Below are 21,665 nucleotides of genomic sequence, written 5' to 3'. Positions count from 1 at the left end.
TCTCAAAGTCCTGTCTTGACCGGCACCGCAGCACCCGTGCGCGCGGCTTGCGCAACCGCGAGACCCGTTGCCAGCGACCATATGCCATCCTTGGCCGTTGCCGACGGCTTTCCATTGCCGGCGACGGCGGCGTGAAATGCGGTGAGCGCGGTCTCGTATAGATTGCCGCCGGTGACTGACAGCGACCGCTCGCCGTCTGCGGTCCGCAAGGTGACGGTGCCATCTGGCCGCTGGGTCATGACATTGCGGCCGATCAGCGAGCCCTCTGTGCCGTGCACCTCCAAACCGGTCTCGGCGTATTTCGTGGTGAAGCCGTCGTGGAACTGGGCGATGATATCGTCCTCGAAGCGCATGACGCCCATGACGGCGTCCTCTAGACCTTCTTTGCCCATGCCGCCGGCCTGCGAAAACGCGATCACCTCGACGGGGTTTCGTCCGAGCACGTAGCGCAGCGTGTCCGTGTCATGGACGGTGATGTCGAGAATGACCCCGCCGCCGGCCTGCGGCTTGTCGAGCCGCCAGCCCTGCAGATGCGGCGGCAGGTAAACAGCGTGGAACACGCGTGCCGAGAGCGGCTTTCCGATCTGGCCGGCCGCGATTGCGTCACGCATCGCAGTATGGGTCGAGGCATTGCGCAGGTGGTGGTTCGTGGCGAGAACGACGCCCGCTTCATCTGCAGCCTTGGTCATCGCATGAGCATCCTCGAGAGAAAGCGCCAGTGGCTTTTCGCAGAGAATATGCTTTCCCGCGCGCGCGGCGGCAGTTGCCTGGGCGCTGTGCAGCTCGTTGGTGGTCGAAATATAGACAGCATCGATCTCGGGGTCGGAGAGGAGAGCATCGAGATCGGAGACGTGCTTGCCGATATTATTCTCGGCGGCATAGGAGCGGGCGCGCTCCGGGCTGGTGCTCATGATGGAGACGACCTCGCCGCCAGTGGCGCGAATTGCTCCAATCACCCATTCGCGCGCAATCGTACTCGCGCCGATGAGACCCCAACGAACCGTCATGCCATTTTCCTCCCAGGCTTGTTCATCGCCGCGCCGCAGCTTTCGCGCACGATCAGGCGCACCGAGCTCACGGCTGATTCCGCTTCTGGCTTTCCAGCGTTGATCTGCTTCAGCAGCATCTGTGCGGCGCGTTGGCCGATCCCCTGCGGATCGACCGAGATGGTGGTCAGTGCCGGCACCGTGGTCTTTGCCTCGATCACGTCGTCGAAGCCGACGACGGCGAAGTTCTTGCCGGGCTCGATGCGGCGCGCTCTCAGCCCGTCGCAGACGCCGAAGGCAACCGCATCATTAAAACAGACGGCGGCCGTTGGCGGATCTGGCATGGCCATAGCGCGTGCAAGCGCATCGACGCCGCCAGCGCGCGATGGCGCGGACGAGACGACAAGCTCCTCTTGGAAGCCGGTGCCGGTTTTCGACATGGCGTCGCGATAGCCACCCAGGCGCTCGTCGAAGACGGCGGTGTCCGGAAAGCCCCCGACGAATGCAATGCGGCTGTGGCCGAGCGCTGCCAGATGCTCGACGGCGGCAAAGGTGCCGGCATGATTGTCAGAGACGAGCGACGACACCTTGGCGCCGGGGATGTTGCGAACGACGAGCACGACCGGAATGCCGGCCATGACAAGCGGCTTCAAGTCGAGCGCTTCGGTGCCGCGCGCCGGCGAGATGATCAGGCCCGAGACGCCATGCTCGCGCATCGAGGCTATGACTTCGCGCTGGCGATCGATGCTCTCGCTGGTGTTTGACAGGAATTGCACGAAGCCGGCCGACTGCACGACCGTGTCGACGCCCACGGCAAGTTCGGCGAAGAAGCTATTGGTGAGGTCGTTGACGACGATGCCGATGATCTTCGATCGCGCATTCGCCTGGCGAAGGTTCGCCGCGCCGCGATTATAAACATAGCCCAGCTCCCGCATGACGGCGTTGACCTTCGTACGGGTGCTCTCATTCACCAGGGGCGAGGCTTGCAGCACCAACGAGACGGTCGACTTGGAAACGCCGGCAGCCTTCGCGATGTCGATGACGGTGACCCGTCCCTTGCCCATGAATGTCCTCCCTTAGCCAGCGCCTTTTTTCCTGTTAATAATTGGAACGTTCCAACTTTGTCAAGCGGAGTTAATTGGTCGACGCTGATGCTCCCGGTGGAATTCACCGGAAAGTATCTGTTGCGGTGCAAAATGGCGGAAAACAACTGATTTCGTCACTTGCTGGCGTGCTGAAAGCGACAGGTGGCGCGTGCTTCCCATGGGATAAAACAGGCTTGCAATTTGGAACGATCCAAATTATTGCATTGTCCACGTCTTGAGGAGGACCCCATGAGCTTGACCTTGAATCTGCCTGACGCCGATGGTGCTGTTCGCGAATATCGCCTCGTCGGAACCCCGATCGAGCGGCCGTCGAAGCCACCGGTATTCAATCGGATTGCCTATGCTGCGGCCCACGTCGTCTCCGATCCGCGCCGGGATTTCGATCCCTGGGGCAAGCCGGCGATCGACTGGGATACGACGATCGGTTTCAGGCGCCATCTCTGGAGCCTAGGCTTCAAGATCGCCGAAGCCATGGACACCTCGCAGCGCGGGATGGGGCTTGATTGGGCAGGTGCGCAGGAGCTCATTCGCCGGTCGCTGGAAGAGGCGCGCCATGTCGATGGTGCCGATCTTGCCTGCGGCGCTGGCACAGACCATCTAGCTGCCGCCGATGCGCGCTCGCTGGATGACGTCATCAAGGCCTACGAAACGCAGATCGAGTTCGTGGAAAAACACGGTGGTCGCGCCATCATGATGGCGAGCCGCGCGCTTGCCCGCGTCGCCAAATCACCTGACGATTACATCAAGGTCTACAGCCGCATTCTCTCGCAGGCGAAGGACAAGGTTGTCCTGCACTGGCTGGGTGACATGTTCGATCCGAACCTTGCCGGCTATTGGGGAAGCGTTGATTTCGAGCCAGCACTCAAATGCGCGCTTGATATCATCAATGAAAACCGGAGCAAGGTCGAAGGTATCAAGATCTCGTTGCTCGACAACGCCAAGGAAGTGCAGCTTCGCGACCGTCTTCCAGAGGCGGTAATGTGCTTCACCGGTGACGACTTCAATTACGCTGAATTGATCGAGGGTGATGGCAAACGCTACAGCCACGCGCTTCTCGGTATTTTCGACGCCGTGGCGCCGTCTGCCTCCAAGGCGCTCGCGTCGCTGGCGGCGGGTGATACCACGACCTTCCGCTCCGTGATCGAGCCAACGGTGCCGCTGTCGCGCAAGATCTTCGAGGCGCCCACGCAATACTACAAGGCAGGCGTGGTCTTCCTGGCGTGGCTGAACGGCCACCAACGCCATTTCAGCCTGCCCGCCGGCATGCAATCGGCGCGCGGCATCAATCACTATGCGGATATCTTCCGCCTAGCCGACAAGGCAAATGTGCTCGATCGGCCGGAGTTGGCGGCTGAGCGCATGAAGAACTTCGTCGGCGTCTTCGGCGTGCAATAAGCCAGGCGGAAAGCCGCCTGGCTTATGATGATCGGCATAGTCCTGTCTCAAATTAATAAAAGGACCGGCGTGTGGTGACGCCGGTCCTCCCGAACGCTAGGCCGCAGCGAAGGGAACAGCCACGAAGGTCTTGTTGCCGCCTCGCTGTACGAGGAGCAGCACGGACTTCTTCTCGGTCTTTGCTGCATCCGCCACCGCGTTCTTAGCTTCACTCGCGTCGTGAACGGTCTTATCGTTCACCGACAGGATGATGTCTCCGGTCTGTAGGCCGGCCTTCGCGGCGGGCTTGTCCGGCGACACGTTGGCGATGACCGCGCCCTCGATTTTCTGCGACAGGCCAAGCTGTGCGCGGATATCGGGGGTGAGGTCGGCAAGTGCAACGCCGATCCTCGGCCCGCTCTGAGCATGCTTTTCGGTGCCGCCTGCGCTTGCGAGCTGCTGTCCGTCATCGCCACCGCCGATCGAGACCTTCAAGTCGACGCTCTTGCCGCCGCGCCAGACCGTGACGGTCTGTTTGTCGCCAGGCGACAGATCTGCCACCAGGCGCGAGAGATCCTTCGGCGATGTCACGCTGTCGCTTCCGACGTTGGTGACGACGTCGCCAGCCTTGAGACCAGCCTTGGCAGCGGGTGAGCCTTCCGAGACGTCGGCGACGAGCGCGCCTTGCGGCTTGGCAAGACCGATCGCATCGGCGACATCCTGTGTGATGCCCTGGATCTGAACGCCGAGATAGCCGTGCTCGATGGAGCCGTTCTTCTGCAGCTTGGCGACGATCGTCTTGGCTTCATCCGATGGGATCGCGAAGCCGACACCGACGCTGCCGCCGTTCGGCGAATAGATGGCGGTGTTGATGCCGACGACATGACCGTCGCGATCAACGAGCGGACCGCCCGAATTGCCGTGGTTGATCGGCGCATCGATCTGGATGAAGTCGTCATATGGGCCGCTGTGCAGATCGCGGCCGCGTGCCGAGACGATGCCGGCCGTCACGGTCGTGCCGATGCCGAAGGGGTTGCCGATCGCCAGAATCTGGTCGCCGAGCTTCAGCTTGCCGGAATCGCCCCAGGCGATGGTCGGCAGGGCCTTCGGGGCCTCGATCTTGACCACGGCCAAATCGGCCTTAGCGTCGGCGCCGATCAGCTTGCCGGGCAGTTCCGTGCCGTCGTCGAGCGTTACCTTGATATCGGTGGCGTTGGCGATGACGTGGTTGTTGGTGACGATGTAGCCGTCCGGGCTGACGATGAAGCCGGAGCCGAGGGCCTGCGCATGCTCACCCGATTGCGGTGCCTGATGCGGCACTGGAATCCCCTGCTGCTCGAAGAACTGCTTGAACTGCTGCTGCATCTCGGAATTGTCGGTGCTGTCATCGGCGCCCGATGCCTTCATCGTCGTCACGATGGTCACCACGGCCGGCTTGTCGGCATCGACGACATCGGCAAAAGAACCGCTGCCGTTGGGGGAGGTGGCGACCGACGCCGGCGACGCTACGGCCGGTGACGTTTCGAACGCATAAGGAAGCGAGGCCGCGCCAACGATGATTGCCGCACCGAGAAGGGCTGCTGACCGGCGGCGATTGAGGATGTTTGACATGATGTCTGTCCTTTATATGTGTTGCTCGATCGCGTGATGGCTTTCACCAGTAGTAGACGCGTGAGATACATATCTGCCGACCAGGATGTATTTTCAAATTAAATATAGATTAGGTAATTGTTACGTTTTCGTCATTTATTACAAGAGTTTAATGATGTGACGCCTAGTATATGTCGCGCGCGCGAATGCGACGACTATCGCAGGCCGAATGCTCTTCTCCGGCCGGTCTATGGGTGGTTTTAAGGGGGGATTTCGACCGCGATCGGCCATGCTTTGTCCTCGGACAAGCTGCCGATCGCGGAAGAGCCTTGGGGGGCATTGCGTGGTCCGCCGCAGGGCTGGGACGCGGGGCTTCCCTAGCGCGGCACCATCGGCGCGTCGATACACACTAAAGTGACCCAAGCCGCGAATTTTGTTATGAACGAAACTCATCATCGTCATTTTGCGCGCTGGCTTGTGCTCTGTTATGGGTATTCGGGCAGAAAACGAAACTGAAGCGAAAGCACTCGCATAATGTTCCTTAGCGACCGTCAAACCGAAATCGTCGATATGGCCAAGTCGAAAGGCCGGATATTCGTCGAGGATCTGGCAGCACATTTCTCCGTGACGCCGCAAACCATTCGCAAGGATCTCAACGACATCTGCGATGCCCAGATTTTGACCCGAGTGCATGGTGGCGCGGTCTTCCCGAGCGGTACGGAGAACGTCAAATACGAAGCGCGACGTCAGATCGCCTCGAGCGAAAAGCAGGCCATCGGCCTGGCTGCCGCCAGCCTCATTCCCAACAACGCGTCGTTGTTCATCAATATCGGCACGACAACCGAGGCCGTCGGTGAAGCCCTCATCAATCATCACGAGCTCATGGTGATCACCAACAACATCAACGTCGCCAACCGGCTGAGGTTGCTGCCGGCCATCGAGGTTGTGATTGCCGGTGGCGTGGTGCGCAGCGCCGATGGCGGCATCGTCGGCGAGGCGGCGGTCGATTTCATCCGGCAGTTCAAGGTTGATTACGCCGTGATCGGCGCCTCCGCGCTCGATGAGGATGGTGCGCTTCTCGATTACGATTTCCGCGAGGTGAAGGTGGCACAGGCGATCATCGCAAATGCCCGCCATGTCATCCTGGTCGCCGATTCCACCAAGTTTGAGCGCACGGCGCCGGTCAGGATTGCCCAGCTCTCCCAGGTGCACACCTTTATTACCGATCGTTGCCCGGTTCCATCCGTGCGGCAGTTCTGTCTTGAGAACGATGTCCGGCTGATTGAGACCAGCACGCAAAGCCAGCCGCAGACTGAGCTGGCGTGACACGCTTTCCAGTGTTCCCACCAAGGATGATTGTTGCCCATGAGCCTAGAGACCGTCCGTGCATTTCTCAGCGCATCCGCTCCCGATATCGAGATCGTCGAAACCGAAATGAGTTCTGCGACCGTCGCGCAGGCGGCCGAGGCGCATGGGGTCGATCCGGCGCAGATCGCCAAGACGATCTGCCTGCGTCTCGATGACGCGCCGATCCTGGTCGTCGCGGGCGGTCTGGCGCGGCTGGACAATCGCAAGTTCAAGGATACGTTCGGCACCAAGGCGCGGCTGCTGAATGCCGAAGAGGTCGTCGCGGCGACCAGTCACCCTGTTGGCGGGGTTTGTCCGTTCGGGCTTCCGTCGCCGCTGCGCATTTATTGCGACGTTTCCCTCAAGCAATTTGAAGAGGTGGTGCCTGCCGCGGGATCGACGAATTCGGCTGTCCGGATCGCCACGGATCGCCTGGCGGAGTTGACCAAGGCGACCTGGGTCGACGTTTGCCAATAGGCAGATACACGAACAATTGAACCAGATTCAACGCAAAGCTTAAAACGCAGAAAAAGAAACCTATATAAGAAGGCGAAACTCAACTGTTGCCATATGGGAGACTTTAGATGCCTCGTGCCGTTTTGCGTTTTGCCAAGGTTGCGGCGATCGCCGCCCTGACAGGCGTTACCGTATTTGCGTCCATCGGCGATGCGGATGCGCGGCGGGCAGGAAGCTCCGGTTTCGGTAGCCGCGGTACACGCACGTTCCAGGCGCCGCCTGTCACCCGCACCGCGCCGGCCCCTGCCGCTCCGATGGATCGTTCGATGAGCCAGCGCCCTGAAACCAACGCGCCTGGCGCCGCGACGCAGCCGGCCTTCGGTGGTGCTCAGCAGCGTGGTGGCCTGTTTGGCGGCTTCGGCCGGTCGATGATCGGCGGCCTGGTTGCTGGCGGCTTGCTCGGCATGCTGCTTGGCCACGGGTTCGGCGGCGGCTTTGGCTTCCTCGGCATGCTCTTGCAGTTCGCTCTGATCGCCGGCGCCGTCATGCTCGCAGTCCGTTTCTTCGCCAATCGCGGTCAGCAGCCGGCCTATGGCTCGGCGCGTTCGAGCGGCGTCAGCCCGATGGCATCGAACGGCAACTCGTCTTTCCGCATTCCGAGCATCGGCTCCGGTGCAGCCGGCTTTGGCCTCGGCGGCTCGAATGCCGCTCCGCAACCGCCGCGTAACGATCAGCCGAGCGACGAAATCGGGATTAAGCCTGACGACCTTGACCGGTTCGAACGGCTCCTGACCGAGGTTCAGACGGCCTACGGTGCCGAGGACTACGGCACGCTGCGCAAGCTGACCACGCCGGAAGCCATGTCCTATCTCGCCGAGGAACTGGGCGAAAACGCTTCCAACGGCGTTCGCAACCAGGTCAGCGACGTCAAGCTGCTGCAGGGCGATGTCGCCGAAGCCTGGCGTGAAGACGGTTCCGATTACGCAACGCTTGCCATGCGCTATCAGTCCATCGATGCTGTCGTCGAGCGTGATGGGGGTCGGGTGGTCAGCGGCGACACGCGCTCGCCGACTGAGAGCACCGAGGTCTGGACCTTCGTGCGCAAATCCGGCACTGACTGGAAGCTTGCGGCAATCCAGGGCACCGAACAGCGCGCTGCCTGATATCCATGTCGTTAACGTCCTGCTTCAGCCCTCCTGAGCTGCGGCAGGCACGACCCAAAGCGGTCGATCTTCGCGACGCGGCGCGGCAATTGTTGGAGCGGCTTCCTCTTCTGTGAGGAGGCCCTCTTCGTTTTCGCTGACGTCGACTTCATACGCATAGTCGTAAAGCATCTCGCAGGCGCGTTCGCTGGCCTTGATCTTGGCCTCCGTCTCGCTGATCGCAGAGGCGATGGCCTTGACGCGGGCGCGTAGCATCGAGCCGAGAATGTCGGTCGAAGGTCGCTTTTCTAGGCGTTCCAGATGATGCTCGATACGCGCGGCGTGGCGCTCGAGTTCGCGCTTGGAAAAGCGCGCCTTACGCATGTCCTCTGAGAGATCGTCGCGCATGCGCGCGAGCGGATCGAAGGTGCCGGGCTCGCGCTCATCCAGCGTCAACTCATTGACGAGTTTCTCGATGACGATCAGCGCCTGCAGATCGACGGGATCGGCGAGTTCGACGTCATAGCCGGTATCGTCGAACACCTTGCGGCGAACGGGATCCAGCAGCAGTTCATAGGCCTTTTGCACCCGCCCGAATGCGTTGGGATCGCCACCGGAATCCGGATGCGTCGACTTCGCGCGCCTACGGTAGGCAGATTTGATCTGGTCATCGCTCGCGTCCCTGCGGACACCGAGAATCTCGTATGGATTGGTCACTGTCCCTCCGCTGCTGTCGGACATCGTCGTGACACCCGTGAAGGGCATTCGTCTATCAATGCCGTTCTTCTACCATCACTGGGGCAGAGTTTGGACAAAAGAATACATAAGTTTGCGTGAACGCCCGGATTGGCTGAAGGCATCCACCGTCTGTCCACAGTTTGATTGGACGCACCGGCTTGCCACATCGTTTTCCGCTCGGAAATCAGATCCATAGGAAAATCGGATGCCGAAGGAATGCTTAATCGATATAATGCCGGCGCTTGCGTTGACGCTGTCAGTCAAATCGAGTTCTATCCGCCACCTTCTTGCACTAGCTCTGCTGGTGGAGAGCTTCGGAGGACGGTTTCGTGCGTATTATCAAATCGATAGCGGATCTTAGGGCGTGCCTTAGGATCGATCGACGTGAGGGCAAAAAGATCGGTCTGGTGCCGACCATGGGCTTTCTGCATGTCGGTCACATGGAACTCGTCTCGCGCGCCAAGGCTGAAAACGACGTGACCGTGGTGTCGATTTTCGTCAATCCGCTGCAGTTCGGCGCCAACGAGGATCTTGCACGTTATCCGCGCGATCTCGAGCGGGATTCTGCGCTTCTAAAGAATGCCGGCGTCGACTTTCTGTTTGCGCCCGAGGTGACGGACATGTATCCGCACCCGATGCTGACGGTTGTCGATGTGCCGGAGATTGGCCGGCAGTTGGAGGGCGAGGTTCGCCCAGGTCATTTTGCCGGTGTCGCGACTGTCGTCACCAAGCTCTTCAATATTGTCCAGCCGCATGCCGCCTATTTCGGCGAGAAGGATTACCAGCAGGTCGTGGTGATCAAGCGGATGGTCGAGGATCTCGCGCAACCCGTCAATGTGGTCGCAGTGCCGACCGTGCGCGAGGCCGATGGCCTGGCCTGCTCCTCCCGAAATGTCTACCTGAGCGAGACGGAGCGCGCCGCTGCCGTCATCGTGCCGCGGACGCTCGACGAAGCGGCCCGGCTCTACGCCGGAGGCTGTAATGACCCCGCGCAATTGGAAGCCGCTTTGAACCGCTTTGTCGCATCCGAACCGCTCGCAAGCGCTGAGGTCGTCGCCGTCAGGCATCCCGAAACACTCGAACCGCTGACCTCGCTGCAATCGGCGCCGGCACTCGTGGCACTTTTCGTGCGCATCGGCAGCACGCGGCTGCTCGATAATCGCGTCATTGGCCTGACAGCGCAGTCGAGGACCGCCTGATGAGCGCGCAGGGCAAGCAAAAGCGACTGACCACGGCCTCGATCCGCTCGATGAAGGGAGGAGATCGCGTCGTTTGCCTCACCGCCTACACAACGCCGATTGCGCGCCTTCTGGATCCGCATTGCGATCTGCTTTTGGTCGGCGATTCCCTGGGCATGGTGCTTTATGGCATGGAGACGACGGTCGGCGTCACGCTCGACATGATGATCGCTCACGGCCGCGCGGTCATGCGCGGCACGTCGCACGCGTGCGTAATCGTCGATTTGCCGTTCGGCAGCTACCAGGAATCCAAGGAGCAAGCCTACCGCAATGCCGTCCGCATCCTGCAGGAAACAGGCTGCGACGGGGTCAAACTCGAGGGTGGCGAGGAGATGGCCGAGACAATCGCCTTCATGACATCGCGCGGCGTGCCCGTCTTCGCTCATATCGGGTTGATGCCCCAGCTGGTCAACACGGCTGGCGGCTTCCGGTCGCTGGGGCACTCGGAGCAGGAGGTGACGAAGATCCGCCGCGATGCGGCGGCGGTGGCCGATGCGGGCGCCTTTGCCGTCGTCATAGAGGGAACGGTCGAACCGCTGGCGCGCGAGATCACGGCATCTCTTTCCATTCCCACCATCGGCATCGGCGCGTCTGTCGCCTGCGATGGCCAGGTGCTGGTGTCGGATGATATGCTGGGCTTGTTCAGCGATTTCAAGCCGCGCTTTGTCAAGCGCTTTGCCGAGCTCGGTTCGCTCGTGTCGCAGGCGGTGGAGACCTATGCCGAAGACGTCCGCGCCGGCCGCTTTCCGGGCGTGGAACACACCTTCCAGCCACGTAAGTGAACGCGTGCGCCTTTTGCACGCTTGAGCGATCTTTCGTCGCGGGCCTTCCGCGGAAATTGCATCTTTGCGGAAGTGCGCTACAGTCAGCATGCTTCATGTGCAAGTCGCTTCCTGATGATGTCACAGGTCGTGTTCTGGTGAAGCAATGACGGTGTGATGTCGATCCCGGTGCGTTCGCAGCGATTATAAGACTTTTTAGGAGTGAATTCATTGCTGTAGCCTTAGGCCATCCGCCGACAGGTCCTCAGCGCCAATAAGGCCTACTCAGCTTGCGTCAGTTTTGGAATTCGGGGGAACTCCTAAGATGCACATCAAGACGTTCAGCCTGCTTCTTTTAAGCCTCTCGTTCACCTCCTGCCAAAGAGAAGGCGGCGAGCCCGCCGAACTGACCATTCCAGTGCATGCGGAGCCGGTCGCGTTTCAGGATTTCCGCTACAGCATCAAGCTCACCGGCGCGATCGCCGCCCATATTGAATCCAATCTCTCGTTTCGCGTCAGCGGCAAGGTCACCGAGTGGACCGCCGATGTCGGCGCGCACGTGACCGCCGGGCAGGTGATCGCGCGGGTCGATCCGCAGCAGCAGAAGGCCGATGTTGAGGCCGCGCAGGCCGCGCTCGTTGCAGCGCAGGCCGATGTCGAGCAGGCGACCTCGGAGTTCGAGCGGCGCAAGACGCTGCTTGCCAGCGGTTCGATCTCTAAGGAATCCTACGATCAGGCAGCAACCGCCCTCGATACGTCGAAAGGTTCGCTCGACAACGCCAAGGCGCAGCTCGGCACGACCAAGGATGCGCTCGGCTATACAGAGCTGAAGACGGATGCCGATGGCATTATCACCGCCCGCAATGTCGAAGTCGGCCAAGTGATGCAGGCTGCGCAGACGGCGTTCACCCTGGCGCAGGACGGGCCGCGCGACGCGGTGTTTTACATCTACGAGACGCTGCTGCAGTCAAAACCCGATGCGCCGAGGGTCGAGATCGCGCTCGTCAGCGATCCTAATGTCACTGCCTTCGGGAAGGTCAGCGAGATCTCGCCGACGATCGACACCTCCACCGGCACCGTGCGCGTCAAGATCACGCTCGAAGAGACGCCACCGAGGATGACGCTGGGGGCACCGGTAACGGGCTTCGCGCAATCGGCGCCGACGAAGATGATCATCCTGCCCTGGACCGCATTGTTTGCCATTGACGGCAAACCGGCGGTCTGGATCATCGATCCGAAGGATGAAACCGTCGGCCTGAAGCCCGTCAAGGTCGCGACCTACGAGACCGGCCGCGTGATCATATCGGGCGGGCTCGATGCCGGCGAAATGGTCGTAACCGATGGGGGCAAGATGCTGCGACCGGGTCAGAAGGTGACGGTCGAAGGAGGGCAGAGCTGATGCGGCGGTCTTCTATCCCGAAGCTTCTTGTCATCCCCATGATCATAGCGCTCAGCGCATGCAGCGAAGAAAAGGAGAGCGCGCCCCCGATAAGGCCGGTCCTGTCTAGCATCGTCGAGCTATCGGACTTGCCGACCCCGAGCTTTGCCGGAACGGTCGCGCCGAAGACGGAGACACCGCTCGGCTTTCGCGTCGGTGGGCTTATGGTGGCACGCGACGTCAACACGGGCGATGTCGTGACGAAGGGCGAGCTACTGGCCTCCCTTGAGCCGACTTCGCTGGAGCTTGCGGTCAGATCGGCACAGGCGCAGCTAGCCAATGCGCAGGCGCAGCTCGCCAATGCGAGATCCACCGAAGAACGTGCCCGCGCCACCTTCCAGGGCGGAACGGCTACTAAGTCCAGCCTCGAGAGCAGCGTTCAGGCGACCCAGACCGCGCAGTCGGCCGTGGTGCAGGCACAGACCACGCTCGACAAGTCGAACGAGGATCTCTCCTACGCGCAGCTTCTCGCGACCTTCGACGGGGTCGTGACCGCCACCTCCGTCGAAGTCGGGCAGGTGGTATCGGCTGGCGAATCCGTGCTGACGGTCGCCATGCCCGGCGAACGCGATGCGGTCATTGACATTCCCGAGGGCGAACTGATCCCCGCGATAGGGGATGCCTATTCCATCCTGCTTCAGATCAATCCATCGATCACGTCGGCAGGTGTGGTGCGCGAGGTGGCGCCGACAGCAGATGCCGCCACACGCACCCGCCGCGTTAAGATAGCGCTGCAGAACCCGCCGGATGCCTTCAGGATAGGAACAACAATCACGGCTATCCGGCAGGCCCGCGATATCAAAAAGCTCTTCGTGCCGGCTTCGGCAGTCCTCAATCAGGACGGCAAGACCCTGGTCTGGATTGTTGATGAGAAAGCCGAAACCGTTCGATCCCAGGAGGTGAAGCTCCGTGACAAAACGTCGGCGCATCCGGAGGTCGTCTCGGGTCTGGAGCCGGGGACACGCGTCGTCATCGCCGGCGTTCATAGCTTGAAAGAGGGGCAGAAGATCAAGGTCGAGGGTGGTGCGCGCTCATGAACAAGTTCAACCTCTCCGACTGGGCGCTCGAACACAGGTCGATGATCTGGTACTTCATGATCGTCTTCGCACTGCTCGGGATTTTCTCCTACATGAACCTCGGGCGCGAGGAAGATCCGAACTTCACCATCAAGACGATGACGATCTCCACGCAGTGGCCCGGCGCTTCCGCCGAGGAGACCACGAGGCAGGTCACCGAACGCATCGAGCGCAAGCTCGAGGAATTGGATTCGCTCGACTATACCAATTCGCTGACGATTGCGGGCCAGACGACGGTGTTTGTTTATCTGAAAGATTCCACCAAAGCACGCGATGTGCCTGGGATCTGGGTGAACGTTCGTAACATGATCAGCGATATCGAAGGGCAATTTCCCTCGGGCGTGCAAGCGCCTACCTTCAACGATCGCTTCGGCGACGTTTTCGGTAACATCTACGCCTTCACCGCCGACGGATTCACGCAGCGCCAGCTGCGTGACTATGTTGAGAGCGTGCGCCGTAGTATCCTGACTGTCCCCAATGTTGGGAAGGTTGATCTCGTCGGGGCGCAGGACGAGGTAATCTTCCTCGAATTCTCGACCCGCCAACTCGCAGCGCTCGGCATCAGCCAGGCTGATGTCCTCAACACGTTGCAATCGCAGAACGCGATCACGCCATCGGGCGTGCTGCAGGCACAAGGCGAGCGTGTCAGCCTGCGTGTCAGCGGCCAGTTCACCTCGGAAGACAGTCTGCGCAGCGTCAATCTGCAGGTCAACAACCGCTTCTTCCGGCTGAGCGACATCGCGACCATCACGCGCGGCTATACGGATCCGCCCACGGCTCTCTTTCGCGTTAACGGCATGCCGGCGATTGCACTGGCCATCGGCATGAAGCAGGGCGCCAATCTGCTTGAGTTCGGCAAGGCGCTGCAGACCGAGTTGCGCAAGGTGCATGCGACGCTGCCGATCGGCATTGAGCCACATCTCGTCGCCGACCAGCCTGTTATCGTCGAAGAGGCGGTGTCGGGGTTCACGCGAGCGCTGGCGGAAGCGATCATAATCGTGCTCTTGGTGAGCTTCGTCAGTCTCGGCTGGCGTGCCGGGCTGGTGGTCGCCTTCGCGATCCCACTGACCTTGGCAATCACCTTCGTCTTCATGGAATATGACGGCATCTCGCTGCAGCGCATCTCGCTTGGCGCACTGATCATCGCGCTTGGCTTGCTTGTCGATGACGCGATGATTGCCGTGGAAATGATGGTCGCGCGGCTTGAAGCCGGCGATCCGATCACCAAGGCTGCGACCTACGTATACTCGCATACGGCCTTTCCGATGTTGACGGGAACCTTGGTCACCGTCTCGAGCTTCATGCCTGTCGGGCTCAACAACAGCGCGGCCGGCGAGTTCACCTTCTCGCTTTTTGTTGTCATCGCGGTGTCGCTGGTTGTGTCGTGGATCGTGGCGGTGGTGTTCGCGCCCCTGCTTGGGGTGACCATCCTGCCCAAGACGATGAAGCGGCACGAGGAGAAGAGCGGATGGTTTGCCAACGGCTTCGCGAAGATCCTCGATGTCTGCATGCGCTTCCGCTGGGTTACCATCGCGGCGACGGTCATCGCGTTTGCCTGCGCGGTCTACGGCATGCGCTTCGTCCAGGAGCAGTTCTTTCCGTCGTCCGACCGACTGGAACTGATTGTCGACTTTTCACTACCCAATAACGCCTCGATCAACGAAACCGATCAGCAGATGGCGAAGTTCGAGAAGGAGAAGCTGCAAGGCAATCCCGATATCGAGCGCTGGTCCACCTATGTGGGGCAGGGCGCGCAACGCTTTGTGCTCTCTTTCGACGTGCAGCCGCCGAGCCCGTCTTTTGGTCAGGTGGTGATCATTACCAAGAGCCTTGAAGTACGCGACAAGCTGCGCGTGGATCTTCAGGAGTATCTTACCAAGGCCTTCGTCGGCACCGACGCCTATGTGAAGCTACTCGACATCGGTCCGCCGGTCGGCCGCCCAGTCGCCTATCGTCTCAGCGGTCCTGATATCGAAGGGGTTCGCCAGCGCGCGCTGGAACTCGGCGCGGTCATGAGCCAGAATCGGTCGCTCGGCGATGTGGTTTACGACTGGAACGAGCCGCAGCGTGTCGTCAAGGTCGATGTTCTCCAGGACAAGGCGCGTCAACTCGGCGTCACCTCGGAGGATATAGCGTCGGCACTGAATGGTATTGTCGGCGGCGCGTCAGTCACGCAGGTGCGCGACGATATCTATCTGATCACTGTTCTCGCGCGCGCCCAGGCATCCGAGCGGCGGTCGATCGAGACGTTGCGCGACCTGCAGCTACGCACCAGCAACGGCAACTCTGTTCCCTTGGCGGCGATCGCGAATTTCCGCTACGAGACCGAGCCGCCGAGGATCTGGCGCCGCGACCGCCTGGCGACCGTCACGATCAAGGCCGCCGTTATCGACAACAAGCAGCCGGCGACGGTTGTCGACCAATTGGCCAAGCCTATCGATGCCTACACCGCCCAACTGCCAACAGGTTTTACTGTCGAGGTGGGCGGCAGCGTGGAACAGAGCGCCAAGAGCCAGGCGCCGATCGCCGCCGTGGTGCCGATGATGCTGTTTACGATGGCGACCATCCTGATGATCCAGTTGCAAAGCTTCTCGCGGCTGTTTCTGGTCTTCGCGGTCGCGCCTTTGGCCCTGATCGGCGTTGTGATCGCGCTATTGTCGAGCGGCGCTCCGATGGGCTTCGTGGCGATCCTTGGCATCCTAGCCTTGATCGGCATCCTGATCCGAAACTCGGTAATTCTTGTTGTGCAGGTGGAGGAACTCAGGCGCGAGGGGCATCATCCATGGGATGCGGTGCGAGAGGCGACGCAGCATCGAATGCGGCCGATCCTGCTGACGGCGGCGGCGGCGAGCCTTGCGCTGATCCCGATTTCACGCGAGGTGTTCTGGGGGCCGATGGCCTATGCCATGATGGGCGGCATCATCGTCGGCACGGTGCTGACGCTGCTTTTCCTGCCTGCGCTTTATCTTGCGTGGTTCCGGATCAAGCGGCCGGAAGGCGAGCATGCAATGGAAGGGGAAGTGACTGGAGGCGCAGGTTGATCAGGTCCGCAGCCAGTCTGCGATGCCGCGCGCGGCCGCACGACCGGTCGCGAAGCACGCGGTGAGCAGGTAGCCGCCCGTTGGGGCTTCCCAATCGATCATCTCACCGGCGACGAAAAGGCCGGGGCACTGCTTCAGCATGTAATGCTCGTCGATCCCATCCCATGCGATGCCGCCCGCCGACGAAATGGCTTCGGCGATCGGGCGCGGGGCGACGACGGGTACAGGCAGCGCCTTGATCAGCCGCGCTAGCCGCGCAGGGTCGCGCAGGTCGGCATCATCGCCGCATTCGCGAACGAGGTTAGCCTTGACGCCATCAAGGCCGGCGCCTTTGCGCAGCCGGTTGGCGAGGCTCGTCTTGGCGTCCTGCCTGGCGAGATCGCGCTCGATCCGCTCCAGCGTCCGCCCGGGCATCAGGTCGACGATGAGTTCGGCAGGCTGTCCAGATGTCAGTGCGTCTCGCAATGCCGCGGCATGGGCGTAAACTAGGCTTCCCTCTATGCCGTGCTGGGTAACGACGAACTCTCCCTGCGTCGATCCCGCTGGAGAGGTTGCCACCACGGATTTGACCGCAGCGCCGGCGAAGCGCTCGCGAAACACCGCGCTCCAGTCGACATCGAAGCCGCAATTGGCTGGTTGGAAATCGTGAACCGTAACGGCCTCATTTCGCAACCAATCGACCCAGCGACCGTCCGAGCCAAGCCGCGGCCAGCTCTGGCCGCCAAGGGCGAGCAGGGCGGCATCGGGCCGCACAACGCGGTCGCCTTCGGTCGTCTCGAACAGATAGCCGCCATCAGAAAAGCCCTGCCATCGATGCCGCGTCCGGATTGTCACCCCCTGCGCGTCCAGCCGCCTGATCCACGCGCGCAAGAGAGGCGATGCCTTCATCGCCATGGGAAAGACACGTCCGGAGGTTCCCACAAAGGTCTCGGTCTCCAGATTGGCGGCCCATTGCCTGATGTCGTCAGGGCGAAAGGCGTCGAGCGCATCGCGCAACCGACCGTTCGCGCTGCCGAAGCGCGTCGCAAAGCGCAGATAGTCTTCGGAATGAGTGATGTTGAGGCCGGATTTTCCGGCGAGCAGGAATTTTCGGGCGACGGTCGGCATGGCGTCGTAGACCGTGACCCTATGCCCGGCTGAAGACAGGATTTCCGCCGCCATAAGCCCCGCCGGTCCGCCGCCGATGATGGCTACCTCTTTGTCCGACATATATTCGCCCGCAATTGAACTCGCAGGCCCGTCATGACGCGTGCGCTTAATATACGCAACCCCGCGAAGGCTGAGCGGCGCGCAATCACGTTACACGCCGATGCGAACAGGGCGCACCAAACCTCGCCGACAAAAAGCTGTCAGTCGACGAAACGCGGGGTAAAGCGCGGCTGGGCCGAGGCTTCTTCCTCTTTCATGGCGTCTTCGTGGTACCAGCAGCTGTCGTAAACGCAGGGTTCCAGATCTTTTTCCAGATCCACCTTCTGGTGAAGCGGCGATGAAGCGAAGCGCTTCGTAGGGAAAGCGTAGATCGTTGCCGACTCGTGATGCACACCAGTAACCATGTCATGCCTCCAAATTGAGTCCGCCCTAAAGCGTTAAGGGAAACAATAACACAGCTGCACAGAGAATGCGCTACTTGATTGAAAAAAGTGCAACAAATGTTTGAATTGTGTGCATATGCAATTTGAGCAGCTTTATATCAGAAATTTGCTGAATACATAAAATATGCATCTGCATAATAAATGCGCAAACTGGGTATTGTGCGGAAAAAACTGACGACCCTGCCGTTCATCTTTTTCCAGGGAGACGTTCGATCGATAGGCGGCGTAAACGCTTGAGTCCACTGGCACTTCAGGGCCCGTACCGATTGCCGGGCGCCTGCCTGAACGGCACTGCGTCGGCCCCTTTCCGCGTGGTCTTTTCGCCTCTCGTCGCGAACTGGCACGCTACATGCATACTCTTTGGCATCCCTCCACGGGCAAGGCGGCTTCGGCCGCTGCGTCCCTGGGACCTGCTGACACCTTTGTTTTGAGAGACTCGCAAATGACCAAGTATAAGCTCGAGTACATCTGGCTCGATGGATACACCCCGGTACCGAACCTTCGTGGCAAGACGCAGGTCAAGGAATTTGCAGAATTCCCGACGCTCGAGCAGCTGCCGCTCTGGGGCTTCGATGGCTCCTCCACGATGCAGGCTGAAGGCCGCAGCTCCGATTGCGTGCTGAAGCCCGTCGCCGTTTATCCGGACCCGGCCCGTACCAACGGCGTCCTCGTCATGTGCGAAGTCATGATGCCTGATGGCGTTACCCCGCATGCTTCCAACAGCCGCGCAACCATCCTCGACGACGAAGATGCATGGTTCGGCTTCGAGCAGGAATACTTCTTCTACGAAAACGGCCGTCCGCTCGGCTTCCCGGAGCAGGGCTACCCGGCTCCGCAGGGTCCTTATTATTGCGGCGTCGGCTCCAGCAATGTTGGTCCAGTTGCGCGCGAAATCGTTGAAGAGCACCTCGACCTCTGCCTCGCTGCCGGCATCAACCACGAAGGCATTAACGCTGAAGTGGCCAAGGGCCAGTGGGAATTCCAGATTTTCGGCAAGGGCTCCAAGAAGGCCGCTGACCAGATCTGGATGGCTCGCTACCTGCTGCAGCGCCTGACTGAAAAGTACGGCATCGACATCGAGTATCACTGCAAGCCGCTCGGCGACACCGACTGGAACGGTTCGGGCATGCACTGCAACTTTTCGACCAAGTTCATGCGCGAAGTTGGCGGCAAGGCCTACTTCGAGGCTCTGATGGCGCAGTTCGAAAAGAACCTCGATGCCCACATCGCCGTTTACGGCCCGGACAACGACAAGCGTCTGACCGGCAAGCACGAAACTGCTCCGTGGAACAAGTTCTCCTACGGCGTTGCCGACCGTGGCGCTTCGATCCGCGTTCCGCACTCCTTCGTCAAGAACGACTACAAGGGTTATCTGGAAGATCGCCGCCCGAACTCGCAGGGTTGCCCTTACCAGATCGCTTCCCAGGTTCTGAAGACGATCTCGGAAGTTCCGACGGCTGGTTTCGCTTCGGCTGCCGCCTAAGCCAAATCCTGATTGATTGTGATGGCGCTGGTCGAAAGGCCGGCGCCATTTCTTTTGGATCACGGTTGATGTGCCTCGCATTGGCACGGCGATCGACGATCGCTGCGATTTCTTCCCGCCGATCCCGATTTTTCTAAACCCTGTTTGTGATCGCCATCGTCTAACGGTTGAAAAACTCAACCGAGCAGCCGCATTCCTTTTGCGTTACAGTCTCTTTTCACTATACTTGCCTTGGATCATCCAAACGCGAGTTACCCTTGGTGTCAGTGGCTAAGCACAGCCTCCTGCTTCGCTTGCTCGGAAAGCCCGCGCTTTTCGCCAATAACGGCGAAATCGTGCTTCCGGAAAAAGCCTATCCGCTCCTGGCTTTCGTGGCTGCGTCGTCGCAGTTCTCGATGGAGCGTGAGACATTGCGGGGCATGCTCTGGCAGTCCGACGTGTCGAAACAGCGCGCCGGCAGCCTTCGACAGCTGCTCGCCCGCATCGATCGCAGCGTGCCGGAAGGGCTTCCCCGCCTGATCACCGCCACCAACACCCATATCACGCTCAATGCCGAGTACTGGGCCACCGATGTCCTGCTGCTCAGGGATGCAACGCATCCGCTGGCGCGGAGCGATTGGGCTTTGCTTGCGGGCGAATTGCTCGAAGGTTTTCGCGCGCCGACGATGGAAGCGGACGAGTGGGTCACGATCGAGCGCCGTCGCATCGCCGAATACCGCGATGCGCATCTGATGACGCTGCTTGATTCGCCCGACAAGCTGACGCTCGCCGATACCGTATTGCTGGCCGGCTTGCTGGTCGCCACCGATCCGGCGAACGAGGCGGCCTGCCGCGCACTGATGAATGCGCATGCGACGGCGGGCGATCTTGCTTCCGCACGGCAGGCCTATTTCCGCTGCCGCAACGAATTGAAAGCCGAGTACGGCGCCGAGCCGGATGCGGCAACGCAGGCGCTCGCGCTGGAGTTCGGCATCATCGCGCCGGCCGCCCCTGCCGTAGCCGAAGCCGCCCCCGTCCGGCCCGCGACCGCCGATCCGCTCGGCCAGCCGCGCGTGCTCATCCTTCCGCCGGAAACAATGCTGTCGGAACCGCTTTTGCAGCGTGTCGGCCGCGCGCTGCTCGAGGACGTCACGATCGGTCTCAGCCAGCAGCGCGGCTTCAAGGTGATTGCTGCGCATACCAGCGTCGAGATCCTGAACCGCAGCCTCGCCAGCGGCGAACTGCAGCCGATGCCGCCGGAATTGCGTTTCGATTACACCGTCTACGTGACGATCCACGGCCGTGAGGACGAGATCTACGCGACCTGCCGACTGACCAAGACCTCGACCGCCGAAGTGCTTTGGGCGATCGACTTGCCGCTTGCCATGCAGAAGGTCAACCAGTCCTTCGGCCAATTGGCGCGGCGCATTGTCATGACGCTCGCCGATACGATCGAGCGGCGCGAATTGACGGATATGATGCACGATGTCTCGCCCTCGGCCTATCGGCTCTATCTCGAGGGCAAGCGGCTGGTTTCGAAGACCGATCTGCAGCACCTCCGGCAGGCACGCAAATGGTTCAAGTCGGCGCTGTCGAGACATGACCGCTTCTCCTCCGCCCATGCCGGCATGGCTCGCGTGTTGGGCATGGAATGGCTCGTTCGCGGCATGAAGGACACCGCACTTCTGGAAGAGGCCGATCGCTCGGCATGGCAGGCTCGCGACAGCGATCCGAACAGCGGAAGAGCCATGCGCGAGCTAGGCTTCGTGGCGCTCTATCGCCGCCGCTTTGCCGATAGCCTCGATTTCTTCGCCGAAGCGCAGATGCTCAATCCGAATGACGCGGATATTCTGGCCGATCACGCGGATGCGCTTTTGCATGACGGGCAGAGCGACCGCGCGCTAGAGCTCAGCCACGCCGCGCTGAAGCTCAATCCGCTGCCGCCGGATTACTACTACTGGAACCTGGGCGGCATTCATTTCGTCCAGGAGAATTACGCCAAGGCGATCGAGGTGCTCGACCGCGTCAAGGACCGGCCGGCGACCTCGCGTCTGCTCGCCGCAGCGCACGCCAAGAACGGCGACAAGGCCACCGCAGCGCATTATGCCTCGGTTGTCCTCGAGAATTTTCCGGATTTTCGCACGGAAGATGTCTGGCGTTTCGTGCCGGATCGCAACCCTGACGATACTCGCCAGTTGATAGACGGACTCAGGATGGCCGGCCTGTCCTGAAGTGCGACACATGACGATTTTTGCCGTTAATTAGCGAAATTTCCAGTCACACCGGAATAACGCCGGCCGGTCACAGTCTCTCCTGTC

18 protein-coding genes are annotated in these 21,665 nt (G+C 60.9%); 12 read left to right on the top strand and 6 right to left on the bottom strand.

Annotated features, from left to right (window positions below; translation table 11 throughout):
* Positions 1-2: 2 nt before the first annotated feature.
* Both QTL96_RS11215 and QTL96_RS11210 read right to left on the bottom strand, forming a co-directional pair.
* Positions 3-1,007, bottom strand: coding sequence for a Gfo/Idh/MocA family oxidoreductase (locus QTL96_RS11215; RefSeq protein ID WP_112943348.1), 1,005 nt, complete (start codon positions 1,005-1,007; stop codon positions 3-5).
* The gene (locus QTL96_RS11210; RefSeq protein ID WP_112943347.1) at positions 1,004-2,050 is read right to left on the bottom strand and encodes a LacI family DNA-binding transcriptional regulator; all 1,047 of its coding nucleotides are present in this window, start codon (positions 2,048-2,050) and stop codon (positions 1,004-1,006) included. The genes QTL96_RS11215 and QTL96_RS11210 overlap by 4 nt, the downstream gene beginning before the upstream one ends.
* A gap of 74 nt (positions 2,051-2,124) precedes the next feature.
* Between QTL96_RS11210 and QTL96_RS11205 the strand changes: the two genes are divergently transcribed.
* Positions 2,125-2,310, top strand: coding sequence for a hypothetical protein (locus tag QTL96_RS11205; protein WP_289727765.1), 186 nt, complete (start codon positions 2,125-2,127; stop codon positions 2,308-2,310).
* A 10-nt stretch (positions 2,311-2,320) separates the two neighbouring features.
* Positions 2,321-3,487, top strand: a complete 1,167-nt coding sequence (locus QTL96_RS11200; RefSeq protein WP_113168220.1) for a dihydrodipicolinate synthase family protein — start codon at positions 2,321-2,323, stop codon at positions 3,485-3,487.
* Positions 3,488-3,583: 96 nt separating this feature from the next.
* On the opposite strand, the gene QTL96_RS11195 is transcribed toward QTL96_RS11200, so the two are convergent.
* A complete protein-coding gene (locus tag QTL96_RS11195) occupies positions 3,584-5,077 on the bottom strand; it encodes a DegQ family serine endoprotease (protein ID WP_289727764.1) in 1,494 nt (497 codons plus the stop codon).
* Between the two features lie 513 nt (positions 5,078-5,590).
* On the opposite strand from QTL96_RS11195, the gene QTL96_RS11190 reads away from it, so the two are divergent.
* The 3 genes from QTL96_RS11190 to QTL96_RS11180 all read left to right on the top strand — a co-directional run bounded on the left by QTL96_RS11190 (position 5,591) and on the right by QTL96_RS11180 (position 8,022).
* Positions 5,591-6,382: a DeoR/GlpR family DNA-binding transcription regulator gene (locus tag QTL96_RS11190; RefSeq protein WP_112943344.1), complete on the top strand. Its 792-nt coding sequence runs from the start codon at positions 5,591-5,593 to the stop codon at positions 6,380-6,382.
* A 39-nt stretch (positions 6,383-6,421) separates the two neighbouring features.
* The gene (locus tag QTL96_RS11185; RefSeq protein WP_112943343.1) at positions 6,422-6,880 is read left to right on the top strand and encodes a YbaK/EbsC family protein; all 459 of its coding nucleotides are present in this window, start codon (positions 6,422-6,424) and stop codon (positions 6,878-6,880) included.
* A 107-nt stretch (positions 6,881-6,987) separates the two neighbouring features.
* Positions 6,988-8,022, top strand: coding sequence for a Tim44 domain-containing protein (locus QTL96_RS11180; protein ID WP_289727763.1), 1,035 nt, complete (start codon positions 6,988-6,990; stop codon positions 8,020-8,022).
* A 24-nt stretch (positions 8,023-8,046) separates the two neighbouring features.
* On the opposite strand, the gene QTL96_RS11175 is transcribed toward QTL96_RS11180, so the two are convergent.
* A complete protein-coding gene (locus QTL96_RS11175) occupies positions 8,047-8,718 on the bottom strand; it encodes a J domain-containing protein (protein WP_112943599.1) in 672 nt (223 codons plus the stop codon).
* 350 nt (positions 8,719-9,068) lie between these two features.
* On the opposite strand from QTL96_RS11175, the gene panC reads away from it, so the two are divergent.
* From panC to QTL96_RS11150, 5 genes are all read left to right on the top strand, one after another.
* Complete coding sequence (gene panC, locus QTL96_RS11170) at positions 9,069-9,938, top strand: pantoate--beta-alanine ligase (RefSeq protein WP_112943341.1); 870 nt, start codon at positions 9,069-9,071, stop codon at positions 9,936-9,938.
* Positions 9,938-10,759, top strand: a complete 822-nt coding sequence (gene panB / locus QTL96_RS11165; RefSeq protein WP_289727762.1) for a 3-methyl-2-oxobutanoate hydroxymethyltransferase — start codon at positions 9,938-9,940, stop codon at positions 10,757-10,759. Before panC ends, panB begins: the two co-directional genes overlap by 1 nt.
* A gap of 304 nt (positions 10,760-11,063) precedes the next feature.
* Positions 11,064-12,137 carry an efflux RND transporter periplasmic adaptor subunit gene (locus QTL96_RS11160; protein ID WP_289727761.1) on the top strand — a complete coding sequence of 358 codons (1,074 nt, stop codon included), beginning with the start codon at positions 11,064-11,066 and terminating at the stop codon, positions 12,135-12,137.
* The gene (locus QTL96_RS11155; protein ID WP_112943338.1) at positions 12,137-13,213 is read left to right on the top strand and encodes an efflux RND transporter periplasmic adaptor subunit; all 1,077 of its coding nucleotides are present in this window, start codon (positions 12,137-12,139) and stop codon (positions 13,211-13,213) included. Before QTL96_RS11160 ends, QTL96_RS11155 begins: the two co-directional genes overlap by 1 nt.
* Positions 13,210-16,293: an efflux RND transporter permease subunit gene (locus tag QTL96_RS11150; RefSeq protein ID WP_289727760.1), complete on the top strand. Its 3,084-nt coding sequence runs from the start codon at positions 13,210-13,212 to the stop codon at positions 16,291-16,293. Before QTL96_RS11155 ends, QTL96_RS11150 begins: the two co-directional genes overlap by 4 nt.
* On the opposite strand, the gene QTL96_RS11145 is transcribed toward QTL96_RS11150, so the two are convergent.
* Positions 16,294-17,502: a TIGR03862 family flavoprotein gene (locus tag QTL96_RS11145; protein ID WP_289727759.1), complete on the bottom strand. Its 1,209-nt coding sequence runs from the start codon at positions 17,500-17,502 to the stop codon at positions 16,294-16,296.
* A gap of 140 nt (positions 17,503-17,642) precedes the next feature.
* On the bottom strand, positions 17,643-17,846 hold the full coding sequence (locus tag QTL96_RS11140) for a DUF2735 domain-containing protein (protein ID WP_112943335.1): 204 nt from the start codon (positions 17,844-17,846) through the stop codon (positions 17,643-17,645).
* A 481-nt stretch (positions 17,847-18,327) separates the two neighbouring features.
* Between QTL96_RS11140 and QTL96_RS11135 the strand changes: the two genes are divergently transcribed.
* Together QTL96_RS11135 and QTL96_RS11130 are read left to right on the top strand one after the other, a co-directional pair.
* Positions 18,328-19,368 (top strand): glutamine synthetase beta-grasp domain-containing protein, encoded by a 1,041-nt coding sequence (locus tag QTL96_RS11135; protein ID WP_112820026.1) that lies wholly within the window; start codon positions 18,328-18,330, stop codon positions 19,366-19,368.
* A gap of 260 nt (positions 19,369-19,628) precedes the next feature.
* Positions 19,629-21,578, top strand: coding sequence for a BTAD domain-containing putative transcriptional regulator (locus QTL96_RS11130; RefSeq protein WP_289727892.1), 1,950 nt, complete (start codon positions 19,629-19,631; stop codon positions 21,576-21,578).
* Positions 21,579-21,665 lie beyond the last annotated feature (87 nt).

The sequence above is a fragment of the Rhizobium sp. S163 genome, assembly GCF_030380805.1.
GTDB lineage: Bacteria > Pseudomonadota > Alphaproteobacteria > Rhizobiales > Rhizobiaceae > Rhizobium.
This window is presented reverse-complemented; position numbering and strand designations above follow the sequence as displayed.